The organism is Sphingomonas sp. UYP23 (genome assembly GCF_054059235.1).
The window spans coordinates 217517-239987 of sequence record NZ_JBSSBX010000001.1; the positions used below are offsets into that span (position 1 = coordinate 217517).

Annotated in this window: 25 protein-coding genes; 16 read left to right on the forward strand and 9 right to left on the reverse strand. The window is 65.4% G+C overall.

Features of this window, described 5'->3' with window-relative positions:
• Positions 1–14: 14 nt before the first annotated feature.
• The 5 genes from ACVWYO_RS01200 (at position 15) to ACVWYO_RS01220 (ending at position 2065) form a co-directional block, all read left to right on the forward strand.
• Complete coding sequence (locus ACVWYO_RS01200; RefSeq protein ID WP_457348395.1) at positions 15–512, forward strand: hypothetical protein; 498 nt, start codon at positions 15–17, stop codon at positions 510–512.
• A 20-nt stretch (positions 513–532) separates the two neighbouring features.
• On the forward strand, positions 533–895 hold the full coding sequence (locus ACVWYO_RS01205) for a phage holin family protein (RefSeq protein WP_457348396.1): 363 nt from the start codon (positions 533–535) through the stop codon (positions 893–895).
• Complete coding sequence (locus ACVWYO_RS01210; RefSeq protein ID WP_457348397.1) at positions 892–1194, forward strand: DUF3618 domain-containing protein; 303 nt, start codon at positions 892–894, stop codon at positions 1192–1194. The genes ACVWYO_RS01205 and ACVWYO_RS01210 overlap by 4 nt, the downstream gene beginning before the upstream one ends.
• 33 nt (positions 1195–1227) lie before the next feature.
• On the forward strand, positions 1228–1758 hold the full coding sequence (locus tag ACVWYO_RS01215; RefSeq protein WP_457348398.1) for a hypothetical protein: 531 nt from the start codon (positions 1228–1230) through the stop codon (positions 1756–1758).
• A gap of 79 nt (positions 1759–1837) precedes the next feature.
• Complete coding sequence (locus tag ACVWYO_RS01220) at positions 1838–2065, forward strand: DUF4170 domain-containing protein (RefSeq protein ID WP_457348399.1); 228 nt, start codon at positions 1838–1840, stop codon at positions 2063–2065.
• 141 nt (positions 2066–2206) lie between these two features.
• On the opposite strand, the gene greA is transcribed toward ACVWYO_RS01220, so the two are convergent.
• From greA to carA, 5 genes are all read right to left on the reverse strand, one after another.
• The gene (greA, locus tag ACVWYO_RS01225) at positions 2207–2683 is read right to left on the reverse strand and encodes a transcription elongation factor GreA (RefSeq protein WP_140851963.1); all 477 of its coding nucleotides are present in this window, start codon (positions 2681–2683) and stop codon (positions 2207–2209) included.
• Positions 2684–2765: 82 nt separating this feature from the next.
• The gene (gene carB, locus ACVWYO_RS01230; protein ID WP_457348400.1) at positions 2766–6125 is read right to left on the reverse strand and encodes a carbamoyl-phosphate synthase large subunit; all 3360 of its coding nucleotides are present in this window, start codon (positions 6123–6125) and stop codon (positions 2766–2768) included.
• Between the two features lies 1 nt (position 6126).
• Positions 6127–6489 (reverse strand): ribonuclease E inhibitor RraB, encoded by a 363-nt coding sequence (locus ACVWYO_RS01235; protein WP_140851961.1) that lies wholly within the window; start codon positions 6487–6489, stop codon positions 6127–6129.
• Positions 6490–6516: 27 nt separating this feature from the next.
• The gene (locus ACVWYO_RS01240) at positions 6517–6711 is read right to left on the reverse strand and encodes a hypothetical protein (RefSeq protein WP_457348401.1); all 195 of its coding nucleotides are present in this window, start codon (positions 6709–6711) and stop codon (positions 6517–6519) included.
• Between the two features lie 50 nt (positions 6712–6761).
• Positions 6762–8051 carry a glutamine-hydrolyzing carbamoyl-phosphate synthase small subunit gene (carA, locus tag ACVWYO_RS01245; protein ID WP_457348402.1) on the reverse strand — a complete coding sequence of 430 codons (1290 nt, stop codon included), beginning with the start codon at positions 8049–8051 and terminating at the stop codon, positions 6762–6764.
• Between the two features lie 119 nt (positions 8052–8170).
• On the opposite strand from carA, the gene ACVWYO_RS01250 reads away from it, so the two are divergent.
• The 11 genes from ACVWYO_RS01250 (at position 8171) to ACVWYO_RS01300 (ending at position 19775) form a co-directional block, all read left to right on the forward strand.
• Positions 8171–8623, forward strand: a complete 453-nt coding sequence (locus ACVWYO_RS01250) for a GatB/YqeY domain-containing protein (RefSeq protein WP_457348403.1) — start codon at positions 8171–8173, stop codon at positions 8621–8623.
• 99 nt (positions 8624–8722) lie between these two features.
• Complete coding sequence (locus ACVWYO_RS01255; protein WP_457348404.1) at positions 8723–9082, forward strand: endonuclease domain-containing protein; 360 nt, start codon at positions 8723–8725, stop codon at positions 9080–9082.
• A 6-nt stretch (positions 9083–9088) separates the two neighbouring features.
• Positions 9089–10963 carry a DNA primase gene (gene dnaG / locus ACVWYO_RS01260; RefSeq protein WP_457348405.1) on the forward strand — a complete coding sequence of 625 codons (1875 nt, stop codon included), beginning with the start codon at positions 9089–9091 and terminating at the stop codon, positions 10961–10963.
• On the forward strand, positions 10963–12990 hold the full coding sequence (gene rpoD, locus ACVWYO_RS01265; RefSeq protein ID WP_457348406.1) for an RNA polymerase sigma factor RpoD: 2028 nt from the start codon (positions 10963–10965) through the stop codon (positions 12988–12990). The genes dnaG and rpoD overlap by 1 nt, the downstream gene beginning before the upstream one ends.
• Positions 12991–13170: 180 nt before the next feature.
• A complete protein-coding gene (locus tag ACVWYO_RS01270) occupies positions 13171–14064 on the forward strand; it encodes a PAS domain-containing protein (protein WP_457348407.1) in 894 nt (297 codons plus the stop codon).
• A gap of 137 nt (positions 14065–14201) precedes the next feature.
• Entirely contained in the window at positions 14202–14864 is a 663-nt protein-coding gene (locus ACVWYO_RS01275; RefSeq protein WP_457348408.1) for a DUF6975 family protein, read from the forward strand.
• A 72-nt stretch (positions 14865–14936) separates the two neighbouring features.
• On the forward strand, positions 14937–15791 hold the full coding sequence (locus ACVWYO_RS01280) for an AAA family ATPase (RefSeq protein ID WP_457348409.1): 855 nt from the start codon (positions 14937–14939) through the stop codon (positions 15789–15791).
• A 99-nt stretch (positions 15792–15890) separates the two neighbouring features.
• Complete coding sequence (locus ACVWYO_RS01285) at positions 15891–16454, forward strand: CHAP domain-containing protein (RefSeq protein WP_457348410.1); 564 nt, start codon at positions 15891–15893, stop codon at positions 16452–16454.
• A gap of 95 nt (positions 16455–16549) precedes the next feature.
• Complete coding sequence (locus tag ACVWYO_RS01290) at positions 16550–17896, forward strand: hypothetical protein (RefSeq protein ID WP_457348411.1); 1347 nt, start codon at positions 16550–16552, stop codon at positions 17894–17896.
• Between the two features lie 8 nt (positions 17897–17904).
• The gene (locus ACVWYO_RS01295) at positions 17905–19083 is read left to right on the forward strand and encodes a vWA domain-containing protein (protein ID WP_457348412.1); all 1179 of its coding nucleotides are present in this window, start codon (positions 17905–17907) and stop codon (positions 19081–19083) included.
• A gap of 38 nt (positions 19084–19121) precedes the next feature.
• Complete coding sequence (locus ACVWYO_RS01300) at positions 19122–19775, forward strand: immunity protein Imm33 domain-containing protein (RefSeq protein ID WP_457348413.1); 654 nt, start codon at positions 19122–19124, stop codon at positions 19773–19775.
• A gap of 15 nt (positions 19776–19790) precedes the next feature.
• Here the strand turns inward: ACVWYO_RS01300 and ACVWYO_RS01305 are convergent, their stop codons facing one another.
• From ACVWYO_RS01305 to ACVWYO_RS01320, 4 genes are read right to left on the reverse strand one after another with little or no spacing between them, the layout of a single operon-like run.
• Positions 19791–20054 (reverse strand): hypothetical protein, encoded by a 264-nt coding sequence (locus tag ACVWYO_RS01305; protein ID WP_457348414.1) that lies wholly within the window; start codon positions 20052–20054, stop codon positions 19791–19793.
• 35 nt (positions 20055–20089) lie between these two features.
• Positions 20090–21286 carry an exo-beta-N-acetylmuramidase NamZ family protein gene (locus ACVWYO_RS01310; RefSeq protein ID WP_457348415.1) on the reverse strand — a complete coding sequence of 399 codons (1197 nt, stop codon included), beginning with the start codon at positions 21284–21286 and terminating at the stop codon, positions 20090–20092.
• Positions 21283–21858, reverse strand: coding sequence for a DOMON-like domain-containing protein (locus ACVWYO_RS01315; RefSeq protein ID WP_457348416.1), 576 nt, complete (start codon positions 21856–21858; stop codon positions 21283–21285). Before ACVWYO_RS01315 ends, ACVWYO_RS01310 begins: the two co-directional genes overlap by 4 nt.
• Entirely contained in the window at positions 21855–22343 is a 489-nt protein-coding gene (locus ACVWYO_RS01320; RefSeq protein WP_457348417.1) for a hypothetical protein, read from the reverse strand. The genes ACVWYO_RS01315 and ACVWYO_RS01320 overlap by 4 nt, the downstream gene beginning before the upstream one ends.
• Positions 22344–22471 lie beyond the last annotated feature (128 nt).

The window sequence follows — 22471 nt, forward strand, 5'->3', positions numbered from 1 at the left end:
GAAGGGCGCTTGTCATGGCTACCACCGATTTCACCTCCGCCGCACACGATACGATCGACGCCGCGGCCGACGCCACGAAGACCGCCGGCGACGAGGCCGCCAAGGCGACCGCGACGGCGTTGCAGCTGCTCAAGGACAGCGCATCCAAGCTCGGCAAGGAAGCCGTCGACCGGGCGCGCGCCTATGCCGACGATGGCAAGGCCCGTGCGGGCGGCGCGCTCGACGAGGTCGTCAAGATGATCAATGACGCGGCGGGCACCGTCGATGAGAAGCTCGGTGAGCAATATGGCCAATACGCCCGCACCGCAGCCGACAAGGTTTCGGAATTTTCCGAAGGCCTCAAGGCCAAGCAGCTCGACGATCTGATCGAGGACGCGCGTGGTTTCGTGCAGAAGAGCCCGGCAGTGGCGATCGGCACCGCAGCAGCGCTCGGTTTCGTATTGGTGCGGTTGCTGCAGGCGGGCCTGGCGGTCGATCGCAGCGATGCCACCACCACCGATCCCAAGGCCTGATCGGGCATTCGGGGGCACCGATGGAAGACATAACAAGCCCGAACCTGGTGGCGGACGAGAGTATCGCTACCCTGCTCTCGCGCGTCGTCAGCGACGCGCAGCAGGTCGCACGCAGCGAGATCGATCTGCAGAAGGCCAAACTCGGCGCGAAGGCGAACGACGCCAAGGGCGGCATCGTGCTGGCGCTCGGTGCGGTCGTGTTTGGCTCACTGGCGTCGATTGCGCTGGTCGTCGGCGCACTGATGGCGCTGACCCCGCAGGTCGGCCCGTTGGCGGCGACCGGGATCGTTGCGGGCGTGCTGCTCGTGGCGGCGGCGCTGTTCGGTTTCCTGGCATCGCGCCATTTCAAGCGGATCTTCGGAACCGCGGGAGCCGCTGCATGAGCACCCCACACCTCGACCCCAAGATCGCGCTTGCACAAGCGCGCGCCGATGCGGCACGAGCGCGGCTCTCGGCGACGATCAGCGCCCTGCAGCACAAAGCGAGCCCGCAGGTGATGGCGCAGGACGTGGCCGACACGCTGAAGGAGCGCGGCAAGGAAGCCGTTACCTTCGCGGTCGACACCGCGAAACGCCAGCCGGTGCCGGTCGGCATCGGATTAAGCGTGCTGGGGCTGTTTTTTGCCCGCGGCCCGATTTCAAAGGTGATACGCTACGCAACGGGTTCTAAAGCCAAGAGTTAGCAGCCTCGCCCCCTTATGAAGAGGATCCTAGCGATGAACGACGCAACCGCCCCCACCCGTGCCGACCATACGAAAAAGAACGGCGCGCACGCCAAAACCAGCACCGTGCAGTCGCTCAGGGACTCAGCCGGCAAGACGATTGAAAACACCGGAGAGTCGCTCCGCGATCTTGCTGGGCGCGCAGCCAGCGGGCTCGAGGCCAATCCGATTTCGGCGTTGGTCGGCGGGATCGCGCTCGGCGCGGTCGCCGGTGCGTTCGTGCCGCGCACCGATCACGAGGCGCGCCTGCTCGCCCCGGTCGGTCAGCGGCTGAGCGATACCGCGCGCGGCGCTGTCGATGCGGCTAAAGACACCGCGAAGTCCGAGCTCGGTGTGCTCGGCCTGTCGCGCGACTCGGCGCGCAGCCAAATGTCGCGGATGCTCGAAGGCGTCATCAAGGCAGTCTCGACCGCCGGCCTCGCCGCGCTGACCGCCGCAAACGACAAAGCGACCACCGACCGGTCTACCATGCAGACGGCCGGCGATACCAAAGCCGCTGCCAAAACGACGCCTAGCGGCGAATAAACGCGGCTTGACGGTTCCCGATGGCGTGGTTCGCGACTAGGACGTCGCGAACCACGCCATTTTTTTCGGGAAACCGCATATGAGCAAGCTCCACCTCGTTTTCGGCGGCCGCGTCAGCGACCCGCGCACGCTCGATTTTGACGATCTGTCGTCGATCGACATCGTCGGGGTGTTTCCCGATTATGCCAGCGCCGAGAAAGCCTGGCGCGCCGCCGCGCAGCGGACGGTCGACGATGCCGAGATGAAATATGTCGTGGTGCATCTGCACCGGCTGCTTCAGCCCGACCTGCTGGCGCCGGGGGCGTGACCTAAACTCCCTCTCCCGCTTGCGGGAGAGGGTGGCCGAGCGCAGCGAGGTCGGGTGAGGGCAGTCTGCAAACCGCACTGCCTTCACCCAGCGCCGCCTTCAGCGTCTGCCCCTCTCCCGCGAAGCGGGAGAGGGAGATACTCAGATGAATTCGATCTTCGACACGACGTAGTAGCGGTCGCCCGACGGCACCGTCACCTCGACCTCGTCCTCGAGCTTGCGCCCGATCAGCGCGCGGCCAAGCGGCGAGTTGTACGAGATCCGGCCGCCCTTGGCATCGGCCTCGGTCTGGCCCACGATCTGGTAGGTGATCGGCTTGTCGTCCTCATCGAGCAGCGTCACGGTCGCACCGAACACCACCTTGTCGCCCGACAGATCCTTGGGATCGATGACCTGCGCACGCGCAAGCTTGTCCTCGATGTCGCTGATCGAGGCTTCGATCTGACCCTGGCGTTCCTTGGCGGCGTGATATTCGGCGTTCTCCGAGAGATCGCCGTGCGCACGCGCTTCCTCGATCGCGTCGACGATGGTCGGACGCTCCGCCTTAAGCCGTTTCAGATCCGCATTGAGCCGGTCGTGACCCTCTTGCAGCATCGGCATCTTTTCGACGGTAGCCATCCCTCTTCGTCCTTCGTCTTCAAAATTCCCCGGTTGGCCGACCCGCCCTGGGCCCGCCCGCACGATGTTATGATGTGGGGAATTACTTGTGCGAGTGCGAATAATAGGATTGCAGCGGCCGTACTTCAAGGCTGCGCGTCGAAAGCGCGACAATTGCCTGTGCCGCCTCGACGCTTGCGGGCGCCGTGGTGAAGTACGGAATCTTCTGCGCGAGCGCCGACGCACGGATCGGCGAGCTGTCCTTGAGGCTCTGCCACCCCTCGGTGGTGTTGAAGATCAGGTCGATCCCGCCATCCTTGATCCGGTCGACGATGTGCGGCCGGCCCTGCGCCACCTTGTTAACGCGCTCGACCGTAACGCCGTGCTCGGTGAGGTAATCCGCCGTCCCGCCGGTCGCGACGATCGTGAAGCCATGCGCGGACAGCGCACGGATACCCGGCAGGATCACCGGCTTGTCGCCATCCTTGACGCTGACGAACAGTGCGCCGCTCTTGGGCAGGACGGTCCCCGCACCCAGCTGCGACTTGGCGAAGGCGAGCGTGAAATCGGGATCGATTCCCATCACTTCGCCCGTGCTCTTCATTTCAGGCGAGAGGACAGGATCGACACCGGGGAAGCGGTTGAACGGGAACACCGCTTCCTTGACCGCATAATACTCGATGTGGCGGTCGATCTTGGGCAGGTCGGCGAGCTTCTCGCCCGCCATCACGCGCGCGGCGATCTTGGCGATCGGTGCGCCGATCGCTTTCGCGACGAACGGCACGGTGCGCGAGGCGCGCGGGTTGACCTCGATGAGGTAGACCAGGCCGTCCTTCACCGCGAACTGGATGTTCATCAGGCCCACGACCGACAGCGCCTTGGCGAGCGCGACCGTCTGGCGCTCGATCTCGGCGATGATCTCAGCGCTGAGCGAATACGGCGGGATCGAGCAGGCGCTGTCGCCCGAATGGACGCCGGCTTCCTCGATATGCTGGAGCACGCCCGCGACGGTCACGTCGGTGCCGTCGGAGATCGCATCGACATCGACCTCGATCGCATCGCGCAGATACTGATCGATGAGCACGGGCGATTCGCCCGACACCTGCACCGCGGTCTGGATATATTCCTCGAGCTGCGGACGCCCGTCGACGATCTCCATCGCGCGACCGCCGAGCACGTAGCTCGGGCGCATCAGCACGGGATAGCCGATCCGCTCGGCAGCGACGATCGCCTCCTCGCGGCTGCGCGCGAGGCCGTTGGCGGGCTGGCGCAGGCCGAGCTTGTTGACGAGCGCCGCGAAGCGCTCGCGGTCCTCGGCGAGATCGATCGCGTCGGGGCTGGTGCCGAGGATCGGGATTCCAGCATCCTGCAGCGCCTGCGCCAGGTTGAGCGGGGTCTGCCCACCGAACTGGACGATCACGCCGTGGAGCGTTCCGTTCGACATCTCGACATGCAGGATCTCGAGCACGTCCTCGGCGGTCAGCGGCTCGAAATAGAGCCGGTCCGAGGTGTCGTAGTCGGTCGACACCGTCTCCGGGTTGCAGTTGACCATGATCGTCTCATAGCCGGCATCCCCCAGCGCGAAGCACGCGTGGCAGCAGCAATAGTCGAACTCGATCCCCTGCCCGATCCGGTTCGGACCGCCGCCGAGGATGACGACCTTCTTGCGGTCGGTTGGCTGGCTCTCGCATTCGGGTTCGCCGAAGCTCGGGGCTTCGTAGGTCGAATACATATAGGGCGTCTTGGCGTCGAACTCGGCCGCGCAGGTGTCGATCCGCTTGAACACCGGGCGCACGCCGAGCTTGTGGCGCGCCGCGCGCACCTCGGCCTCGGTGGTGCCGCCGGTCATCATCTGAACGACGTCATGGATCAGCCCGCCGCGCGCGGTGCCGCGCTCGCGCAGGTTCGCCGACTTGAGCGCGAGGTAGGCGAGCCGCTTGTCGCTGAAGCCCATCGCCTTGAGCCGGCGCATCCCCGCCGCATCGCGCGGCAGGCCATCGGTGCAGACCTCATTCTCGGCCGCGACGATCTCGGCGATGCGTTCGAGGAACCACGGGTCGTATTTGGCGAGCGCATGCACTTCGGCGACGGTGAAGCCCTCGCGCAGCGCCTGCGCCGCGACCAGCAAGCGGTCGGGGGTCGCGATCGACAGCGCCGCCTCGATCTCCTCGCGCGGGGCACCGGCGAGGCGATCGACGATGTTGAAGCCGCTCAGACCCGTCTCGAGCCCGCGCAGCGCCTTCTGGAGGCTCTCATGGATGTTGCGGCCGATCGCCATCACTTCGCCGACCGACTTCATCGCGGTCGACAGCACGGCTTCGGCGCCCTTGAACTTCTCGAACGCAAACCGCGGGATCTTGGTGACGACGTAATCGATCGTCGGCTCGAACGACGCCGGCGTTGCGCCGGTGATGTCGTTGGTGATCTCGTCGAGCGTATAGCCGACCGCGAGCTTGGCGGCGACCTTGGCGATCGGGAAGCCCGTCGCCTTCGACGCCAGCGCCGAGGAGCGCGACACGCGCGGGTTCATCTCGATCACGATCAGGCGCCCGTCCTTGGGGTTGACCGCGAACTGCACGTTCGAGCCCCCGGTCTCGACGCCGATCTCGCGCAGGCACGCGATGCTCGCGTTGCGCATGATCTGATATTCCTTGTCGGTCAGCGTCAGCGCGGGCGCGACGGTGATCGAGTCGCCCGTATGGACGCCCATCGGATCGACATTCTCGATCGAGCAGATGATGATGCAATTGTCGGCGCGGTCGCGCACGACTTCCATCTCATATTCCTTCCAGCCGATCAGAGATTCCTCGATCAGCACTTCGGTGGTCGGCGAAAGGTCGAGCCCGCTGCGCACGATCGCGAGGAATTCCTCGCGATTGTACGCAATGCCGCCGCCCGATCCGCCCATCGTGAAGCTCGGCCGGATGATCGCGGGCAACCCGGTGCGCTCGAGCCCGGCGAGCGCCTCCTCGACGGTGTGCGCGATCGCCGAGCGTGCGGATTCGAGACCGATCTTGGTCATCGCGTCCTTGAACTTGAGCCGGTCCTCGGCCTTGTCGATCGCCTCGGCATCGGCACCGATCATCTCGACATTGTATTTCGCGAGCGTGCCGTCGTTGAACAGCGCCAGCGCGGTGTTGAGCGCGGTCTGCCCGCCCATCGTCGGGAGCAGCGCCATCACGTCGTTCGGGCGCGCAGCGACTTCCTTGGCGATGATCTTCGCCACGATCTCGGGCGTGATCGGCTCGATATAGGTCGCGCCTTCGGCCTCGCTCCAGCCGACCAGCTCGGGGTCGGTCATGATCGTCGCCGGGTTCGAATTGACCAGGACGATCCGGTAACCCTCCTCGCGCAGCGCCTTGATCGCCTGCGTGCCCGAATAATCGAACTCGCACGCCTGGCCGATGACGATCGGCCCGGCGCCGATGACGAGGATGGTAGTGATGTCGGTGCGTTTTGGCATGTCAGCTAATCAGTCCGGTTTCGGCGGTGCAACCCCAGCCGTCATATTCCACGTCATAGATCAGTTCGATCTGCAGGCAGCGCTTGGTCAGCGCACGGATCGCGGCCTCGTCCGAGGTCTGCTCGCAGCCGAGGAAGAGCGAGATTTCGCCTTCCTCGTCCTCTTCGCGCTCGATCACTTCGAAGCCGAGCTCCTCGGCATCCTCTTCGAGCCGGTCGAGCGCCGGCTCGGACCCGCGGAAGCTCACGTCCACGGCGCGGACGATGTCCGAGCGGTCGCCATTCTCGGCGAGGCTGGCGAGCACCTCCTTGTCGGCGCTCCATTCTTCTTCGAGCCGGGCGGGATCGACGTCTGGGAGGGTCATGAGAAAACCTTTCGCTGAGGTGCGAGATTAATGGATCGAGGCATCATCGTTTCCGAACGGAAGGCCGTTAAGGATGCCAATGATGGCCGAATACTCTTTCGGGAAAGCCGACACGAGCGCCCACTGATCACCCTCGGGAATACCTCGAAACTCGATCGACGTGTTGCCGTCTTCGCGCCCTTGAACCGCAAAGGGCTCAAAGCCTGCTTCACGAAACTTCACCAACGCATCCTCTACATGCGCGGGAAGCACCCTGAAGCGCAGCAGCCCTTTCACTCTGCTGCAACACCCAGCATCCCCACGAACTTCTCGAACAGATACAGGCTGTCCTGCGGGCCGGGGCTCGCTTCGGGGTGATATTGCACGCTAAAGGCGGGGCGGTCGGTCAGCTCCAGGCCGGCGTTCGAGCCGTCGAACAGCGAGACGTGCGTTTCGCGCACGCTCGCCGGCAGGCTCGCGCGCTCGACCGCGAAGCCGTGGTTCATCGAGGTGATCTCGACTGCACCGTCGCTCAGACGCTGCACCGGATGGTTGGCGCCGCGATGGCCCTGGAACATCTTGGTGGTGGTCGCGCCGACCGCGAGGCCGAGCAACTGATGGCCGAGGCAAATGCCGAACAGCGGTTTGCCGGTTTCGAGCAGCTGGCGGATCACCGGCACGGCATAGATGCCGGTCGCGGCGGGGTCGCCGGGGCCGTTCGACAGGAAGATGCCGTCGGGCTCGAGCGCCATCACTTCGTCGAAGGTCGCGCCTGCGGGAACGACCGAGACATCGGCGCCGGCGCGTACGAGGTTGCGGAAGATGTTGCGCTTCGAGCCGTAGTCGATCGCGACGACGTGGGGGCGTGCCTTCTTAAGCCCCTCCCCTTCAGCGGAGGGGTTTGGGGTGGGGACGTGTGCCGCGGGCGTATCGCTTGCTTGCGGCACGGCCCCACCCCCGGCCCCTCCCCTGAAGGGGAGGGGAGCAGAAGTGTCATACCCCGCGCCCAAATTCCATACGCCGCCGGCCCAGCCGTAATCCATCGCGGTGGACACCTCGATCGCCAGGTCCATGCCCTCCAACCCAGGCCACGCCTGCGCCATCGCCAGCAACGCCGGCACATCGAACACGCCATCCGCCGCATGCGCGAGCAACGCGTTCGGCGCGCCGCCCGCGCGAATCCGCCGCGTGAGAGCCCGCGTATCGACGCCCGAAAGCCCGATGCGCCCGTGCTTGGCCATCCACGCATCGAGCCGCTCGACTGAACGGAAGTTGCTCGGCCCGGTCACGTCCTCGCGCACGATCATGCCGAGCGCATGGGGGTTGTCGGCCTCGATATCGTCGGCATTGGCGCCGACATTGCCGATATGCGGAAAGGTGAAGGTGACCATCTGCCCGGCAAAGCTCGGGTCGGTCATGATCTCCTGATAGCCCGTCATCGCGGTGTGGAAGCACACCTCGCCGACGGCCGCCCCTTCCGCGCCGAAGCCACGGCCCCACACGACCTCGCCGCTGGAGAGCACCAGCACGCCGGTGGCGCCTTCAGGAGCCTTGGACGCGGTCGTAGGATAGGCGTCGGCCATTGCGGCGGGCACTCCGTTTTAATTGTCGATGTCGCTAAGGGGCGGGAACTAGAAGTGCGGGGGCGATGCGTCAATCGGATAAACCCGCTAGGGTCTCCGCCACACGAAAAGGACCCGTAATGATTCGCGACGACATCAAGGCTGCCCTCATCACTGCCATGAAGGGCGGCGACAAGGCGACCACCGCCACCCTCCGCCTCGTCCAGAGCGCGATCAAGAATCGCGATATCGAGGCACGCACCGGCAAGGCGCCCGACGATGACGACGCGCTGGTGGTCGAAGTGCTGCAGAAGATGGTCAAGCAACGCCGCGAGTCGATCGAGATGTTCGTCAAGGGCGGGCGCCAGGAGCTCGCCGATGGCGAAGCGGCCGAGGTCGCGGTGATCGAGCGCTTCCTGCCGACGCAGATGGACGAAGCGGCGACCGCCACGGCGATCGAGGCGATCAAGGCTGAGCTGGGGGCGAGCGGCATGAAGGACATGGGCCGCGTGATGGCGGAGCTGAAGGCGCGCCATGCGACGACGCTCGACATGAGCAAGGCGAGCGCGGCGGTGAAGGCGGCGCTTTCGTAAAGGTCCTGCCGCTGACCGGAGGACCGCGATAAACTCCCCTCCCGCTTGCGGGAGGGGTTGGGGGACGGCCTGTTGGACAAGGGATACGCCAGACCCACGATGCGCGCCCGCGACCTGCGTGCTAACGCGACGGATGCGGAGCGGCGGCTTTGGGCGCAGATCAGCGCTCGCAAAGTCGCCGGCGCCCGCTTCAACCGCCAAGTTCCGATCGGCCCCTTCATCTGCGACTTCGTCTCGCGCAGCGCAAAACTCGTGATCGAAGTCGATGGCGGGCAGCACACCGCAAACGCCGAAGCGGACCTTTCACGCACCCTTTACCTCGAACGCCAAGGCTATCGCGTGCTGCGCTTCTGGAACAACGACGTAATGGAGCGTATCGAGGGCGTGGTGATGACGATCGAACGCGCGTTGGTGGACAGCCCCTCCCCCCAACCCCTCCCGCAAGCGGGAGGGGAGTGAAGAAGTATGACCCTTTCCCCGCAATTCCTCGACGAACTCCGCGCGCGAACGCTGCTGTCGGGCCTGGTCGGCCAGACCACCAAGCTCCAGAAAGCCGGCCGCGAGTGGCGCGCGTGCTGCCCGTTCCACAACGAGAAGACCCCGTCGTTCTACGTCAACGACGACAAGGGCTTCTACCATTGCTTCGGCTGCTCGGCGCATGGCGACGCGATCCGCTGGATGACCGATCAGCGCGGCCTGCCCTTCATGGATGCCGTCAAGGAACTTGCCCAAAACGCCGGGATGGAGCTCCCGGCGATGGACCCGCGCGCCGCCGAGAAGGCCGAAGCCGCCAAGGGCCTGCACGAAGCCTGCGCCGACGCCGCCACCTGGTTCACCGACCAGCTCAACGGCCTGGCGGGCGCCACCGCGCGCGACATCCTCGCCAAGCGCGGGATCAAGCCCGAGACCGCACGCGAATTCGGCCTCGGCTTCGCCCCCGATTCGCGCGGGAGCCTCAAGGGCGCGCTTAAGGACTATGGCGACCCGCTGCTGGTCGAGGCCGGCCTGCTCATCAAGGTCGAGGAGAAGACCCCGTACGACCGCTTCCGCGGCCGCCTGATGATCCCGATCCGCGATCCGCGCGGCCGCACGATCGCGTTCGGAGGCCGGATCATCGGCGATGGCGAGCCGAAATATCTCAACTCCCCCGAAACCCCGCTCTTCGACAAGGGCCGCACGCTCTACAATCTCGACAAGGCCGCGCCGGCCACCCGAAAAACCGGCCGCGTGCTGGTGGTCGAGGGCTATATGGACGTTATCGCGCTCGCGCAGGCGGGGTTCCGCGAGGCGGTCGCCCCGCTCGGCACCGCGCTGACCGAGCCGCAGCTCGAGCGGCTGTGGCGCCTCGCCGAAGTCCCGATCCTGTGCTTCGACGGCGACAGCGCCGGGCAGAAGGCCGCGATCCGCGCCGCGCACCGCGCGACCCCGCTGCTCCAGCCGGGCCGCAGCCTCGCCTTCGTCACGCTCCCGCCGGGCGTCGACCCCGACGATCTCGTCCGTACCAAGGGTGCAGGCGCGCTCGAGGCGCTGCTCGCCAAGCCCGAGCCGCTGGTCGACCGGCTGTGGGCGAGCGAATTCGCCGCCGAACCGCTCACCACGCCCGAGCAGCGCGCGGGCCTCAAGCAACGCCTGACCGAAATCGCCAACACGATTGCCGACGCGAACGTTAAGTCGGAATATATCGCCGAGTTCCGTCGCCGCACCGACGCGCTCAACGCCCGCCCGCCCCGCGCGCCGTTCGTGCCCCGCCCGCAAGGCGGTGGGCGCAAGGGCAACCAGCCGTGGAAACCCGCACCCGGCCCGGTCGGCGACGGCGCCAAGGGCATCCACGCGCGCGGCATGGACGGCGTGCTGACCAAGCCCGTGCTGATCGGATTGCTCCGCCATCCGACCGAAATCGGGCGGCATATCGGCGAACTCAGCCGCCTCAACATCACCGATCACCGCCTCGCAAATCTGCTCGATGCGATGATTGATGTGGCTGTCGAAGAACAGACGCTTGATAGTGAGCGCCTTCTTACCATATTGGCGACATCTGGATTTGATATAATCGCGCACGATCTGTTGCGGGCTGACCAACTCATGTGTTCGTTCACCCAAAGGGATGCCGAGCCGGCCAGGGCACGCGAGGAGCTCGATGAGGCGATCGCGATCCTGGTGGCGCGGCCTGAAGTGGACGCGGCTCTGGCCGAGGCGACGGCGATGATGCAGACCGATTATTCGGATGAGGCGTTCGAGCGGCAAGTGTCGCTCGTGAAGGAACAACAGGCTCTGGACGTGCGGCTCGCCAATCTGGTGCAGTCGAACGAGGATGCCAGGGCTTTTGCTGAGGGCAGTTGATGGCGAAGACGGATATGGCGGATGTCGGTGAAACCACCGAGGGTAGCGACGCACCGCTGATCGATTTGAACGACGCGTCGATCAAGAAGGTGATCGCCCGCGCCAAGAAGCGTGGCTACATCACCTACGAACAGCTCAACGAAGCGCTGCCGCAGGGCGAGATGTCGTCCGACCAGATCGAGGACATCAGCGCCGCTTTGTCCGAAATGGGCATCAACATCGTCGAGAATGACGAGCAGGGCGAGGAAGGCGACGAGCAGCCCAAGTCCGACGACGAGGACGATGCCGAGCCGACCGAGGCCGGCGAGGACGCCGGCCCCGCGCTCGACGTCAAGAAGAAGGAAGTCATCGATCGTACCGACGATCCGGTGCGGATGTACCTGCGCGAGATGGGCGCGGTCGAATTGCTCAGCCGTGAGGGCGAAATCGCCATCGCCAAGCGGATCGAAGCCGGTCGCGACACGATGATCCTCGGCCTGTGCGAATCGCCGATCACCTTCAACGCGATCATCGATTGGTCGACCGCGCTCAACGAGGGCACGATGCAGCTGCGCGAGATCATGGATCTCGACGCGATGCTGTCGAAGGATCCCGCGCCCGAAGCGATGGCCGAAGCCGAAGAGGGCGACGGCGAGATTTCCGAAAAGAACGCCGGCCCGTCGTTCAAGGAAGAGGCCGAGCCCGAAGAGCCGTCGGTCGACGAGGACGAGGATGGCGAGCGCCGCACGCCGCGCGCCTCGGACGACGAGGAAGAGGACAACACGCTCAGCCTGGCGCAGATGGAAGAGCAGCTCAAGCCGATCGCGCTCGAACGCTTTGCCAACATCACTGCGCTCTACAAGAAGTTCTCCAAGATCCAGCAGTCGCGCCTCGACGCGATGGCGGGCGGCGGCGAACTGTCGAGCGGCGACGAGAAGAAGTATCACAAGCTGCGCGAGGAGCTCACGGCCGAGGTCGAGAGCGTCCAGTTCCACAACGCCAAGATCGAATATCTGGTCGACCAGCTCTATGCCTTCAACCGGCGCCTGACCGCGCTGGGCGGCCAGATGCTGCGCCTTGCCGAGCGCCACAAGGTGCCGCGCAAGGACTTCCTCGATCGCTATATCGGCCACGAGCTCGACGAGCAGTTCCTGTCGTCGGTCGCCAAGATCGACAAGAAGTGGACCGCCTTCGTCACCAACGAGAGCGACGCCGCCGACCGCATCCGCACCGAGATTTCGGAGATCAGCCAGGCCACCGGCATGGCGCTCACCGAATTCCGCCGCATCGTCAACATGGTCCAGAAGGGCGAGCGCGAGGCGCGTATCGCCAAGAAGGAAATGGTCGAGGCGAACCTGCGGCTCGTCATCTCGATCGCCAAGAAGTACACCAACCGCGGCCTGCAGTTCCTGGATCTCATCCAGGAGGGCAATATCGGCCTGATGAAGGCGGTCGATAAGTTCGAATATCGCCGCGGCTACAAATTCTCGACCTATGCGACGTGGTGGATCCGTCAGGCGATCACCCGCTCGATCGCCGATCAGGCGCGCACCATCCGTATTCCGGTGCACATGATCGAGACGATCAACAAGCTGGTCCGCACCAGCCGCCAGTTCCTTCACGAGCAGGGCCGCGAGCCCACGCCCGAGGAAATGGCCGAGCGTCTGTCGATGCCGCTCGAGAAGGTCCGCAAGGTGATGAAGATCGCCAAGGAGCCGATCAGCCTCGAAACGCCGATCGGCGACGAGGAGGATTCGCATCTCGGCGATTTCATCGAGGACAAGAACGCGATCATCCCGGTCGATGCCGCGATCCAGGCGAACCTCAAGGAAACCGTCACGCGGGTTCTGGCTTCGCTGACGCCGCGCGAGGAGCGCGTGCTGCGCATGCGCTTCGGGATCGGCATGAACACCGACCACACGCTCGAGGAAGTCGGCCAGCAGTTCAGCGTCACGCGCGAGCGTATTCGCCAGATCGAGGCAAAGGCGCTGCGTAAGCTCAAGCACCCGAGCCGTTCGCGGAAAATGCGCTCTTTCCTCGACCAATAAGCCAAACGACAGCGGTGGCCCGGCGCCACCGCTGTCGATCTGCGCAGAGCATTCGACGGCCGCGCGGTGCCACGATCTACGCGGATTACGTACCGCTCGCCGGCGGAAAGCCGCGGCAAGATTGCTCCATTTCGGTGCGATACTGTGACGCACGCGGCCGCTTTGCGTACGCCTGGCGCCATGGCGTCCCACCCTGCCCTGCCCGCTGATCAGAGCGTCACCGCCTCGGACCTCGTGCGGCATTTCGGTATCTGGCAGGACCGCGCGGCGCAGGCGCCGCTTTACATTCTCCACCGTGACCGCCCACGCTTCGTCCTGACCTCGATCGAAACGATGGACGCGCTGTGCGCGGCGCATCAACTCCCCGCTCCCATCGCTAGCGCAGTGATCGATGCGATCCCGGTGCTCGATGCGATCGGCGATTTGGTGCTCTTGACCGACGCTGACGGCATGATCCTCGCCTCGAGCCGGGCCGCGCGGGCCTATTTCAGTGCGCTCGCGCGGACGGGCTTGCCCGTCAACGCGATCGCACCATCGACCGCCCGCGCGGACCTCACCGCCGCAATCCGGCACGTCATCGACCGCGGGATCGGCGAACGGCTCGAAATCGCGTCGGCGGGACGCGCCGCGCGAAGCTTGGAGCTCGCGATCGAGCCTGCCGGGCACGGCGTGGCGGTTATTGCAAAGGATGCGGCGCGCGATCGCGAGATGCGTGTCGTTGGCGCGAGCGACACGGCCAACATCGCGGCGCTCGTCGTTGCGGGCGGGGCGTGCATCACGCTCGACTCGCGCGGGCGAATCGATCACCCCGACGCCGCGTTCGCCGCCCTCATCGATTGGGATCCGGCGGCGCTGCGGCTCCGCTTGTTCATCACTGTAGCGGTCGAAGAAGCGCGCACAGCGCTCGACGCCGCGCTCGCCCGGGTGCTGCTCGGCCACCCCGCCGCCGCGATCGACAGCGTGCTGATGACCGCGTCCGGCGCCACCGTCCCGGTGCGGATCGGGCTCGCGCCCATCCGTCACGGCGAAGACGTCGGCGGCGTGGCGCGGCGATCCTCGCGACGCGGTAAGTGACTGATCTGGTTTAAGTACCCTTAACCGGCTCTAAACCAGCTCTTTACGTCGTTCGGTATATCCCTTGGGTCCACTCCTCGGATCGGACAGCACCCGCACCACGCACGGATCGGGACAAGAGGGACAGTACGGAACACATGGCGAGCGCATCGACTCAATCCACGAAGGCGGAGGACGCAGGCTTGATTGCGGCCTTGGCGATCGAGGACGGCATTGCCGGGCATTCGCTGCTCCGCCGGCTGGCCACTCCCGGTGCCGCCGGACGCGACCTTGCCGATGCCGTTCACGCGTTATGCTCGGTGCATGGCCGGCTCACCGACGTGTTCGAGGAAGCCGCGCGGCGCAGCGTCGCCGCGCTCGACAATCGCTGGATCGCGGTTGCGAACGCGGCGTTTCAGGACGAACGCGCCTATCTCGCGCATCTCACGGCCGCGGTCGGGCCGTTGCCGTCGACGCCGGGCCAAGCGGAAAGCGACGCCGCCTTTGCCGCGCTGCGCCACGCCTTCGACATGCTAGCGCGCTCGGACCGCGCCGGCTGTTCGACCGGCGCCGCGCTCGCGCTGGTAATCGACTGGCACGCTTTCCGTACGATCCTCGACGCCGCCGCGCACCGGGCGGGCTCGCCTGCCCCCACATCGCAGCTCCCGGCACTGGCCGAGACCGAGTCGATCGCGCTCGCGCACGGCGCCAGCGCCGCGGTGCGCCGCGCGATGGCGTTCGGCGCGCAGCAGACCTTCGCGCAGCATCGCGGGCTGTGCGATCTGATCGAAGCCCGCGCGATCGCCCGCGACCGGCTCTAGCCGCAGCTTGCGCTGCGACCCCGTTTCCTTCTATCGCCGTACCCGGTATTCAAATGAAACGGGATTGCAGCGATGAAGCGTTTCGAGGGCACACAGGGCTATGTCGCGACCGACGACCTCAAGGTCGCCGTCAACGCCGCCGTCACGCTCCGCCGCCCGCTGCTCGTCAAGGGCGAGCCTGGCACCGGCAAGACCGTGCTGGCCTATGAGATCGCCAAGGCGCTGGATGCCGAGCTGATCGAGTGGAACATCAAATCGACGACCAAGGCGCAGCAGGGCCTGTACGAATATGATGCTGTCGCGCGCCTCCGCGACGGCCAGCTCGGCGACGAACGTGTCCACGACATCGGCAATTATATCCGCCGCGGCAAATTGTGGGAGGCCTTCACCCGCGACAAGCCCCCGGTCCTGCTGATCGACGAGATCGACAAGGCCGACATCGAGTTTCCCAACGATCTGTTGCAGGAACTCGATCGCATGGAATTCTATGTCTACGAGACCAAAGAGACGGTCCGCGCAGTCGAGCGCCCGATCGTCATCATCACCAGCAACAACGAGAAGGAACTGCCCGACGCGTTCCTGCGCCGCTGCTTCTTCCATTACATCAAATTCCCCGACCGCGCGACGATGCAGGCGATCGTCGATGTCCACTTCCCCGGCATCCAGAAGATCCTCGTCAACCGCGCGATGGATATCTTCTACGACGTACGCGACGTGCCGGGTCTCAAGAAGAAGCCGAGCACGAGCGAGCTGCTCGATTGGCTCAAGCTGCTGCTCCACGAGGACATGCCGCTTGACGTGCTGCAGAACCGCGATCCGACAAAGGCGATCCCGCCGCTCCACGGTGCCTTGCTCAAGAACGAGCAGGACGTGATGCTGTTCGAACGTCTCGCCTTCATGGCCAAGCGGCAGCAGAACAAGGGCTAAGTGTTTGATCTGCAGCGATCGGGGCGGACAATGGTAACCTCGTCTTAAACCCTTTCCCGTTACGTGGTCTTTGGGGGGCAGCCGGTATCGGATGCCTGTATGCGTATCACCTTTCCCTTGTGCCTCTTGGCCGCGCTGCTGCCGATCAGCATCCCGGCCGATGCGAAAAGCTCATTGCTCAATTATGTCGGCCAATGCGTGCCGTTCGCGCGCGCGGCATCGGGAATCGCCATCTATGGCGATGCCTGGACCTGGTGGACGCAGGCCGCGGGACGCTATCAGCGCGGCGACACGCCCCGCCCCGGCGCGGTGATCGTGTTCGAGCGCACGTCGCGGCTTCCGCTCGGGCACGTGGCGGTGATCAGCCGGGTGGTCGATCCCCATGTCGTGATGGTGACGCACGCCAATTGGTCGCGCCAGAATGGCGAACGCGGCCATGCCGAACAGGACGTCACGCTGACCGACGTCTCGCCACGCGGCGACTGGAGCGCGGTCAAGGTGTGGTATCGCGACATGGATGGGCTCGGCAGCACGGTTTATCCGACCTATGGCTTCGTCTATGGCCGCACGCTCGACCACGCGAGCAGCGCGCAGCCCGCGCCCGAGCTGACCGGGCGTGATCCGGATTATGTCGGCGCGCTGATCGACTCGTACGTACGGTAATCCGTTAACCATCGCGCAACATCGCGTCGCTAGACCCGCCTGATCGGGGACAGGCTTTGGTTCAGCGGCGATATTCTCTCTTTCTCGCGGCGATCGTGCTGCTCGGTCTGGGCCTGCGCATCGCCGCCGCGACGGGCGGCCTGTGGCTCGATGAAGCCTGGTCGGCCGAGCTTGCGCATCAAGCCGGAACCCCGCTCGGGGTGTTCCTCAACATCAACCACGACAACAACCACCATCTCAATTCGCTGTGGTTGCAATTCGTCGGCTTCGACGCGCCGCCACTGCTCCAACGCGCGCTGTCGATCTTTGCGGGCACGGTCGCGATCCCCGTTGCCGCAGCGATCTTCCGACCGCGCGGGCCGCTCGTCGCGCTGATCGCCGCGCTGGTGTTCGCCATCTCGCCGATGGTCGTGACGATGGGCTCGGAGGCGCGTGGCTATGCCGGGATGACGCTCGCGGTGCTGGTCGCGATCCTGCTGATCGATCGCTGGCTGATCGACGAACGCGGCGAGCGCACGCGCATCCGGCTGGCGCTGTGCTTCGCGCTCGGCGCGCTATCGCAACTGACGATGCTGTTCGGCTGCGTCGCCGTAATCGGCTGGGTGTTCTGCACGCTGTACCCACGCCACGGCGCGCGGCGCGCGGTACAGCGCACGCTCGTCCTGTTCCTGCCGGCGCTGATCGCGCTTGGCGCGGTCCTCGCGCTCGTCCTGGGCGCGGCTTGGGCGAGCCCGACGGGGTTCCAGTTCGGCGACTACAAGCCGTTCCAGTTCCTGCTCTTCCTCCACGCGCTGGTCGAGATGCTCGGTTATACGATCGGCTGGCCAATCGTCTCGCTCTGGCTGATGCCCGCTGCGCTGATCCTCGTCGTGCTGGCGCGGCGAATGGGCGCGCGGCATACCGCTTTCTATTGGCTGGCGATCGCGGCGTTCCCGACAACTTTGGCGATCCTCCACGCCGGCAATCCCGGCCATCCGCGCTATTACCTGCTGGCGTCGCTTGCTTTGCTGCTGCTGCTCGCCGAGGCGGGTGGGACGATAATCGCACGCGGCGGTTGGCAGCGTGGCGGTGCGGTGATTGGACTCGTCGCAATCGCGGCGGGCAGTCTGTGGCAGGATGCCGATCTCATCCGCAACCAGCGCGGCGATCCGACCCGGGCGGTCATCGCGTTGCGCGCGCATTCCCCACGCGGCGCCGTGGTGCTCCTCGACCGGTCGACCGGGCTTGCGATGCTGCGCGTCGCCGCCGCGCATCTGCACTACCCAATCACGATCATCGACAAAGGGTGCAAGCCCGCGCGGTTCCTGTTCGTCGATCGCTTCAAAGGCGAGACGCCGCCCGTCGCCCCCGTCCGCTGCGGCGCGCGCTATCACGCGATCGCCACAGCGCAGGCGCGCGGCCTGTCAGGAACCCACTGGACACTCTATGAGCGCCAGTCCTAGCATGCGGCATGTTCCTTAACTTCCTCGACGAGCTTCGCGCCGCCGGCATCCAGGCCAGTCTCAAGGAGCATCTGCTCCTGCTCGAGGCGCTCGACGCCGAGGTGATCGACCGCACGCCCGAAGATTTCTACTACCTGTCGCGCGCCGTGTACGTGAAGGACGAGGGCCTGCTCGACAAGTTCGACCAGGTCTTCGCCAAGGTGTTCAAGGGGATCGCCACGACCTTCGGCCAGACCAGCGCCGACATTCCGGCCGACTGGCTGAAGGCCGTCGCCGAGAAATATCTGACGCCTGAGGAAATGGCGAAGATCGAATCGCTCGGCTCGTGGGACGAAATCATGGAGACGCTCAGGAAGCGGCTCGACGAACAGCACGAGCGCCATCAGGGCGGCAGCAAATGGATCGGCACCGGCGGCACCAGCCCGTACGGCAACAGCGGCTACAATCCCGAAGGCGTCCGCATCGGCGGCGAAAGCGTCCACAAACGCGCGCTGAAGGTGTGGGACCAGCGCGACTTCAGGAATCTCGACAACACCAAGGAGCTCGGCACCCGCAACATCAAGATCGCGCTCCGCCGCCTGCGCAAGTTCGCGCGCGAGGGCGCGGCCGACGAGCTCGATATCGACGCGACCATCGCTGGCACCGCGCGACAGGGCTGGCTCGACGTCGTGATGCGTGCCGAGCGGCGCAACGCGGTCAAATTGTTGCTGTTCCTCGATGTCGGCGGATCGATGGACCCGTGGGTCAAGCTCTGCGAGGAGCTGTTCTCGGCCGCGACGACCGAGTTCAAGAACCTCGAATTCTTCTATTTCCACAATTGCCCGTACGAGGGCGTGTGGAAGGACAATGCCCGCCGCTTCTCCGAGCGCACGCCGATGTGGGACGTGCTCCACAAGTTCGGGCACGACTATAAGCTGGTGTTCGTCGGCGACGCGTCGATGAGCCCGTACGAGATCACGCACCCCGGCGGGTCGGTCGAGCATTTCAACGAGGAATCGGGGGCGGTGTGGCTGCACCGGCTGACCAACACCTACCCGGCGGCGGTGTGGCTCAACCCGATCCCCGAACAGCAATGGGGCTATTCGCAGTCACTGCGCATCATCCGCGAGTTGATGACCGAGCGGATGTACCCGCTGACGCTCGCCGGGCTCGACGACGCGATGCGGGAACTGACGCGGAAGCGGTGAGACGTTGGCCGAGATCCGTCTATGATCTCTGCCGCCGAATGCTCGGCAGCTACACCATCGACGACCCGCGACCGATCGCTGAAGAAGCGCGCTACACTTTCCGCATACCGACCGAGAACCAGCTGCTGGCGCTCCAAGCCGGCGATCTGGTAAAACTCATCTTTCGGTCGCATCCCCGGGGGTGGGAGTGGGATGCCGAGCGGATGTGGGTCACTCTTACGTCAGCGGAGGGCGATGCGCTGGTCGGGACCCTGGACAATGTCCCGTTTGATATGCCGCAGCTCAGGATCGGTGCCTCGATTTCGTTTCAACGCTGCGATATCATCGACGTGCAGTGGAATGCCGATCGAACGGCGTCCCCGCCCCCACCCGACCCGGGTCGCGAATATTGGGATCGATGCCTGGTCGATGCCTGCGTCGTAGCTGGCACGAGCCCGGTCGGGTATCTGTACCGCGAGGAGCCGGACCTGGGGCAGGCAAGCGACACATTTCCCGATAGTGGTTGGCGCATTCGTGGCACCGATGCAGCCATCTCGGTGGATGAACGCAATGGCGACAGCCCGAACTATGTCGCTCTGGGCGCAGTCCTGAACCGCGACGACAGTTGGCTCGCGCTCATTGATGCCCCGGTGGGATCGCGCTTTGTCCGCGATCTGGATCGCGGCACGTTCGTCGCCTGCGATTCCGGTTGACGCACGAGAAGGCGTTCAGGCCGGCATCGCCTGCAATTTCTGCAAATAGGTCTCCACGAGAACCAGCCGACGCTGGCGGCCCTCCTCGGTAACGGCGCGAGCGGCGGCAAGGCGTTCTGCGACAACACGGCGCATGTAGAAGTGACGATCGGATTCCACGACGTTTCTCCGGCACACGATACGACCCCCCCCGGGCCGGTAATCGATGGAATTGTCCTGAAATACCGGAGGATAAAGCGCCACCTTCGAATCCAGAGGCAGCCCCGAGTCGTTGCGCAAGCGCGACGAAACGAGTGTAGCTTACGTCCTATTGTTCAATAGAGCAGGAAACGCGCGCGCAACTCGGCCCATTCCGCCTCATCCGGCTGCGTCATGGCGTCCAAGTCACGCGGAGTCGCTCCCGAGTCGTCGGCCCATTCGCGCAAGCCCGGTCCGCCGTTGATGACGTCGATCGGCAATTTGCCGAAAGCGTATTCGTACGGAAAATCGCGCCATAGATCGTAATCGGAATACAGCGCGCGGATCGCCTTGAACGCGAGCGCCTGGACCCGCCACGGGCGAAACGCGGTGTGATCGTACGCCGGTCCTTCGGCGTGGATATGAACGCCGTTGCACAAAGCCTTCACATGCTTGTGAAACGTCGGTTCGAACCAGATGTCGCGCAGCCGACAGCCGTCGAGCCACTCGGGCGCCAGCCGACGCATCTCTGCCACCACCGCGCGCGCGTCCACGTCGGGGGCGCCGAACAGTTCGAGCGGGCGCGTCGTGCCGCGGCCTTCGGACAGCGTCGTGCCCTCGAGCATCACCGTGCCGGGATAGGCGCGCGCCATCATCACATTGGGGGCGTTGGGGCTCGGATTGATCCACACGCGGTCGCTCGGCCAGCCGAAGCCTGGCGCGGCGTCGGGCTGCCAGCCCTCCATCGCGATCACGCGATAGTCGACATCGAGCTTGAGCAGATCGATGAACCAATGGCCGAGTTCGCCCATCGTCAGCCCGTGCCGCATGGGCATCGGCCCCGCCCCGACGAAGCTCTCCCAGCCGGGCAGCAGCGTCAGCCCCTCGATTGGCCGGCCGATCGGGTTGGGCCGATCGAGCACCCATACCGTCTTGCCGTGCTCGGCAGCGGCTTCGAGCACGTAGCGCAGCGTGGTGATGAAGGTGTAGATCCGCGTGCCGAGGTCCTGCAGGTCGACGAGCATCACGTCGAACGTCCCCATCGACTGCCCGGTGGGTTTGCGGACTTCGCCGTACAAGCTGAACACCGGCATGCCGTAGGTCGGATCGGTGAAGTCGGGCGACTCGACCATATTGTCCTGCAGGTCGCCGCGCACGCCGTGCTGCGGGCCGAACATCGCGGTGACGTTGAGCCCCGCGGCAATGAGCGCATCGACCGAATGCGTCAGGTCGGCGGTCACAGAGGCGGGATGCGCGAGCAAGGCGACGCGCTTGCCCTCAAGCGGAGCGCGCAGCGCGGGGTCGGCGAGGAGGCGATCGATACCGAAGTTCATGGGTGCTCAGGTGCCGGGAGGGTCGCGATAAAGCAATCCCGGTCGTGGAAATCGGGCGGGCCGTCTGCATGCGCGAGCGCCCAATAGGATTTGGTGCCGTCGGTTTCCTCGATCACCGCGGTCAGGCCCATCTGCAGCGGACCGCCCGGAAGATCGGCGAGCGACTGGTCGATCTCGAGCAGATAGGCCGAATTGTCGTCGCCGCGGTCGACATGCGGATCGGCCGAGAGCGACAGGTCCGCCCTGCCCGCGCGATGCGACTCGAAGCGATACGCCGCCCATTGCGAAGAGGGCGAATAGTTGAACTCGAAATAGCCCGCGGCACCGGCCGCGGCGAGGAACAGCTCGCAGCACGTCGTCTTCCACAAATCGTCGGCGCGGGTCGAGGTGACCCAATCGGGCAGCGCGACATGCTCGTTGCCCGCGACGGTAAAGGTGAGCACGACGGTGTCGCCATCGCACACGACATCCACACCGACCGCCTCGACGGCATTTGCCGGCCTGTCCGGATGTGGCACCAACGCGTAATGCGTCGCGCCCGAGCGCGGCGCTTCAGAGGCAAGATCGGTCAACAGCGGCGTTCCTTCTTGTTCCACTCGGGGATCAACCGCAGCCGCCGCTTGCCCCAATAGCTCAGATCCATCGAGACCCGGACCGGCATCCCCGCGTGCGTGTAGATAATCTGGTCGCCGCGCTCGCCGTCGCCGGTGCTGCAGTTCTTCCAGCCTGTTCTGTCGAGCACGTCGGTAATCTTGTAGACGGCATATTGATCCTGCGGCTGCCACAGCGTCAGCTGGTCGAACCCGCCGCCACCATCGCCGCCGACCAGATCGACCGCCGCTTCGTAAGGGCCCGCGCCGTAGATCATCACGCCGTGCCGACGGCAGCGCATGCTCCCCCAATCGGGCTGGACGCAGTCGGTAAAGCCGGCGCGGCGCGCGTCGCCGACGCTACCGCTGACTGGTAGGCCGGCGAACGCGACAGACGGTGGCGGCTGCCGCTCGGGCGCGCATCCTGCGAGCAGCAACAGCGCCAGCCAAGGTCTAGGATATGTCATTCGGGTGCGACGATAAATGCGATCGCAGGATCGGCAAAGCCCAGAATCGGCGGCGTTTCATAACGGGCGGGTGAGGGCCGAACCGCAACCGCTGGAAAATTCCGCCGAACACGCCTATGTGCCGCCGT

Excerpts from the sequence above, each read along its gene's own strand:
- ACVWYO_RS01220 (WP_457348399.1), top strand. The coding sequence starts at position 1,838 with ATGAGCAAGCTCCACCTCGTTTTCGGCGGCCGCGTCAGCGACCCGCGC.
- ACVWYO_RS01280 (WP_457348409.1), top strand. The coding sequence starts at position 14,937 with ATGAAGCGTTTCGAGGGCACACAGGGCTATGTCGCGACCGACGACCTC.
- ACVWYO_RS01285 (WP_457348410.1), top strand. The coding sequence starts at position 15,891 with ATGCGTATCACCTTTCCCTTGTGCCTCTTGGCCGCGCTGCTGCCGATC.
- ACVWYO_RS01255 (WP_457348404.1), top strand. The coding sequence starts at position 8,723 with ATGCGCGCCCGCGACCTGCGTGCTAACGCGACGGATGCGGAGCGGCGG.
- dnaG (WP_457348405.1), top strand. The coding sequence starts at position 9,089 with ATGACCCTTTCCCCGCAATTCCTCGACGAACTCCGCGCGCGAACGCTG.
- carA (WP_457348402.1), bottom strand. The coding sequence starts at position 8,051 with ATGGCCGACGCCTATCCTACGACCGCGTCCAAGGCTCCTGAAGGCGCC.
- ACVWYO_RS01235 (WP_140851961.1), bottom strand. The coding sequence starts at position 6,489 with ATGACCCTCCCAGACGTCGATCCCGCCCGGCTCGAAGAAGAATGGAGC.
- rpoD (WP_457348406.1), top strand. The coding sequence starts at position 10,963 with ATGGCGAAGACGGATATGGCGGATGTCGGTGAAACCACCGAGGGTAGC.
- ACVWYO_RS01270 (WP_457348407.1), top strand. The coding sequence starts at position 13,171 with ATGGCGTCCCACCCTGCCCTGCCCGCTGATCAGAGCGTCACCGCCTCG.
- ACVWYO_RS01300 (WP_457348413.1), top strand. The coding sequence starts at position 19,122 with ATGCTCGGCAGCTACACCATCGACGACCCGCGACCGATCGCTGAAGAA.
- carB (WP_457348400.1), bottom strand. The coding sequence starts at position 6,125 with ATGCCAAAACGCACCGACATCACTACCATCCTCGTCATCGGCGCCGGG.
- ACVWYO_RS01215 (WP_457348398.1), top strand. The coding sequence starts at position 1,228 with ATGAACGACGCAACCGCCCCCACCCGTGCCGACCATACGAAAAAGAAC.
- ACVWYO_RS01320 (WP_457348417.1), bottom strand. The coding sequence starts at position 22,343 with ATGACATATCCTAGACCTTGGCTGGCGCTGTTGCTGCTCGCAGGATGC.
- ACVWYO_RS01295 (WP_457348412.1), top strand. The coding sequence starts at position 17,905 with ATGTTCCTTAACTTCCTCGACGAGCTTCGCGCCGCCGGCATCCAGGCC.
- ACVWYO_RS01200 (WP_457348395.1), top strand. The coding sequence starts at position 15 with ATGGCTACCACCGATTTCACCTCCGCCGCACACGATACGATCGACGCC.
- ACVWYO_RS01310 (WP_457348415.1), bottom strand. The coding sequence starts at position 21,286 with ATGAACTTCGGTATCGATCGCCTCCTCGCCGACCCCGCGCTGCGCGCT.
- ACVWYO_RS01205 (WP_457348396.1), top strand. The coding sequence starts at position 533 with ATGGAAGACATAACAAGCCCGAACCTGGTGGCGGACGAGAGTATCGCT.
- greA (WP_140851963.1), bottom strand. The coding sequence starts at position 2,683 with ATGGCTACCGTCGAAAAGATGCCGATGCTGCAAGAGGGTCACGACCGG.
- ACVWYO_RS01275 (WP_457348408.1), top strand. The coding sequence starts at position 14,202 with ATGGCGAGCGCATCGACTCAATCCACGAAGGCGGAGGACGCAGGCTTG.
- ACVWYO_RS01210 (WP_457348397.1), top strand. The coding sequence starts at position 892 with ATGAGCACCCCACACCTCGACCCCAAGATCGCGCTTGCACAAGCGCGC.
- ACVWYO_RS01250 (WP_457348403.1), top strand. The coding sequence starts at position 8,171 with ATGATTCGCGACGACATCAAGGCTGCCCTCATCACTGCCATGAAGGGC.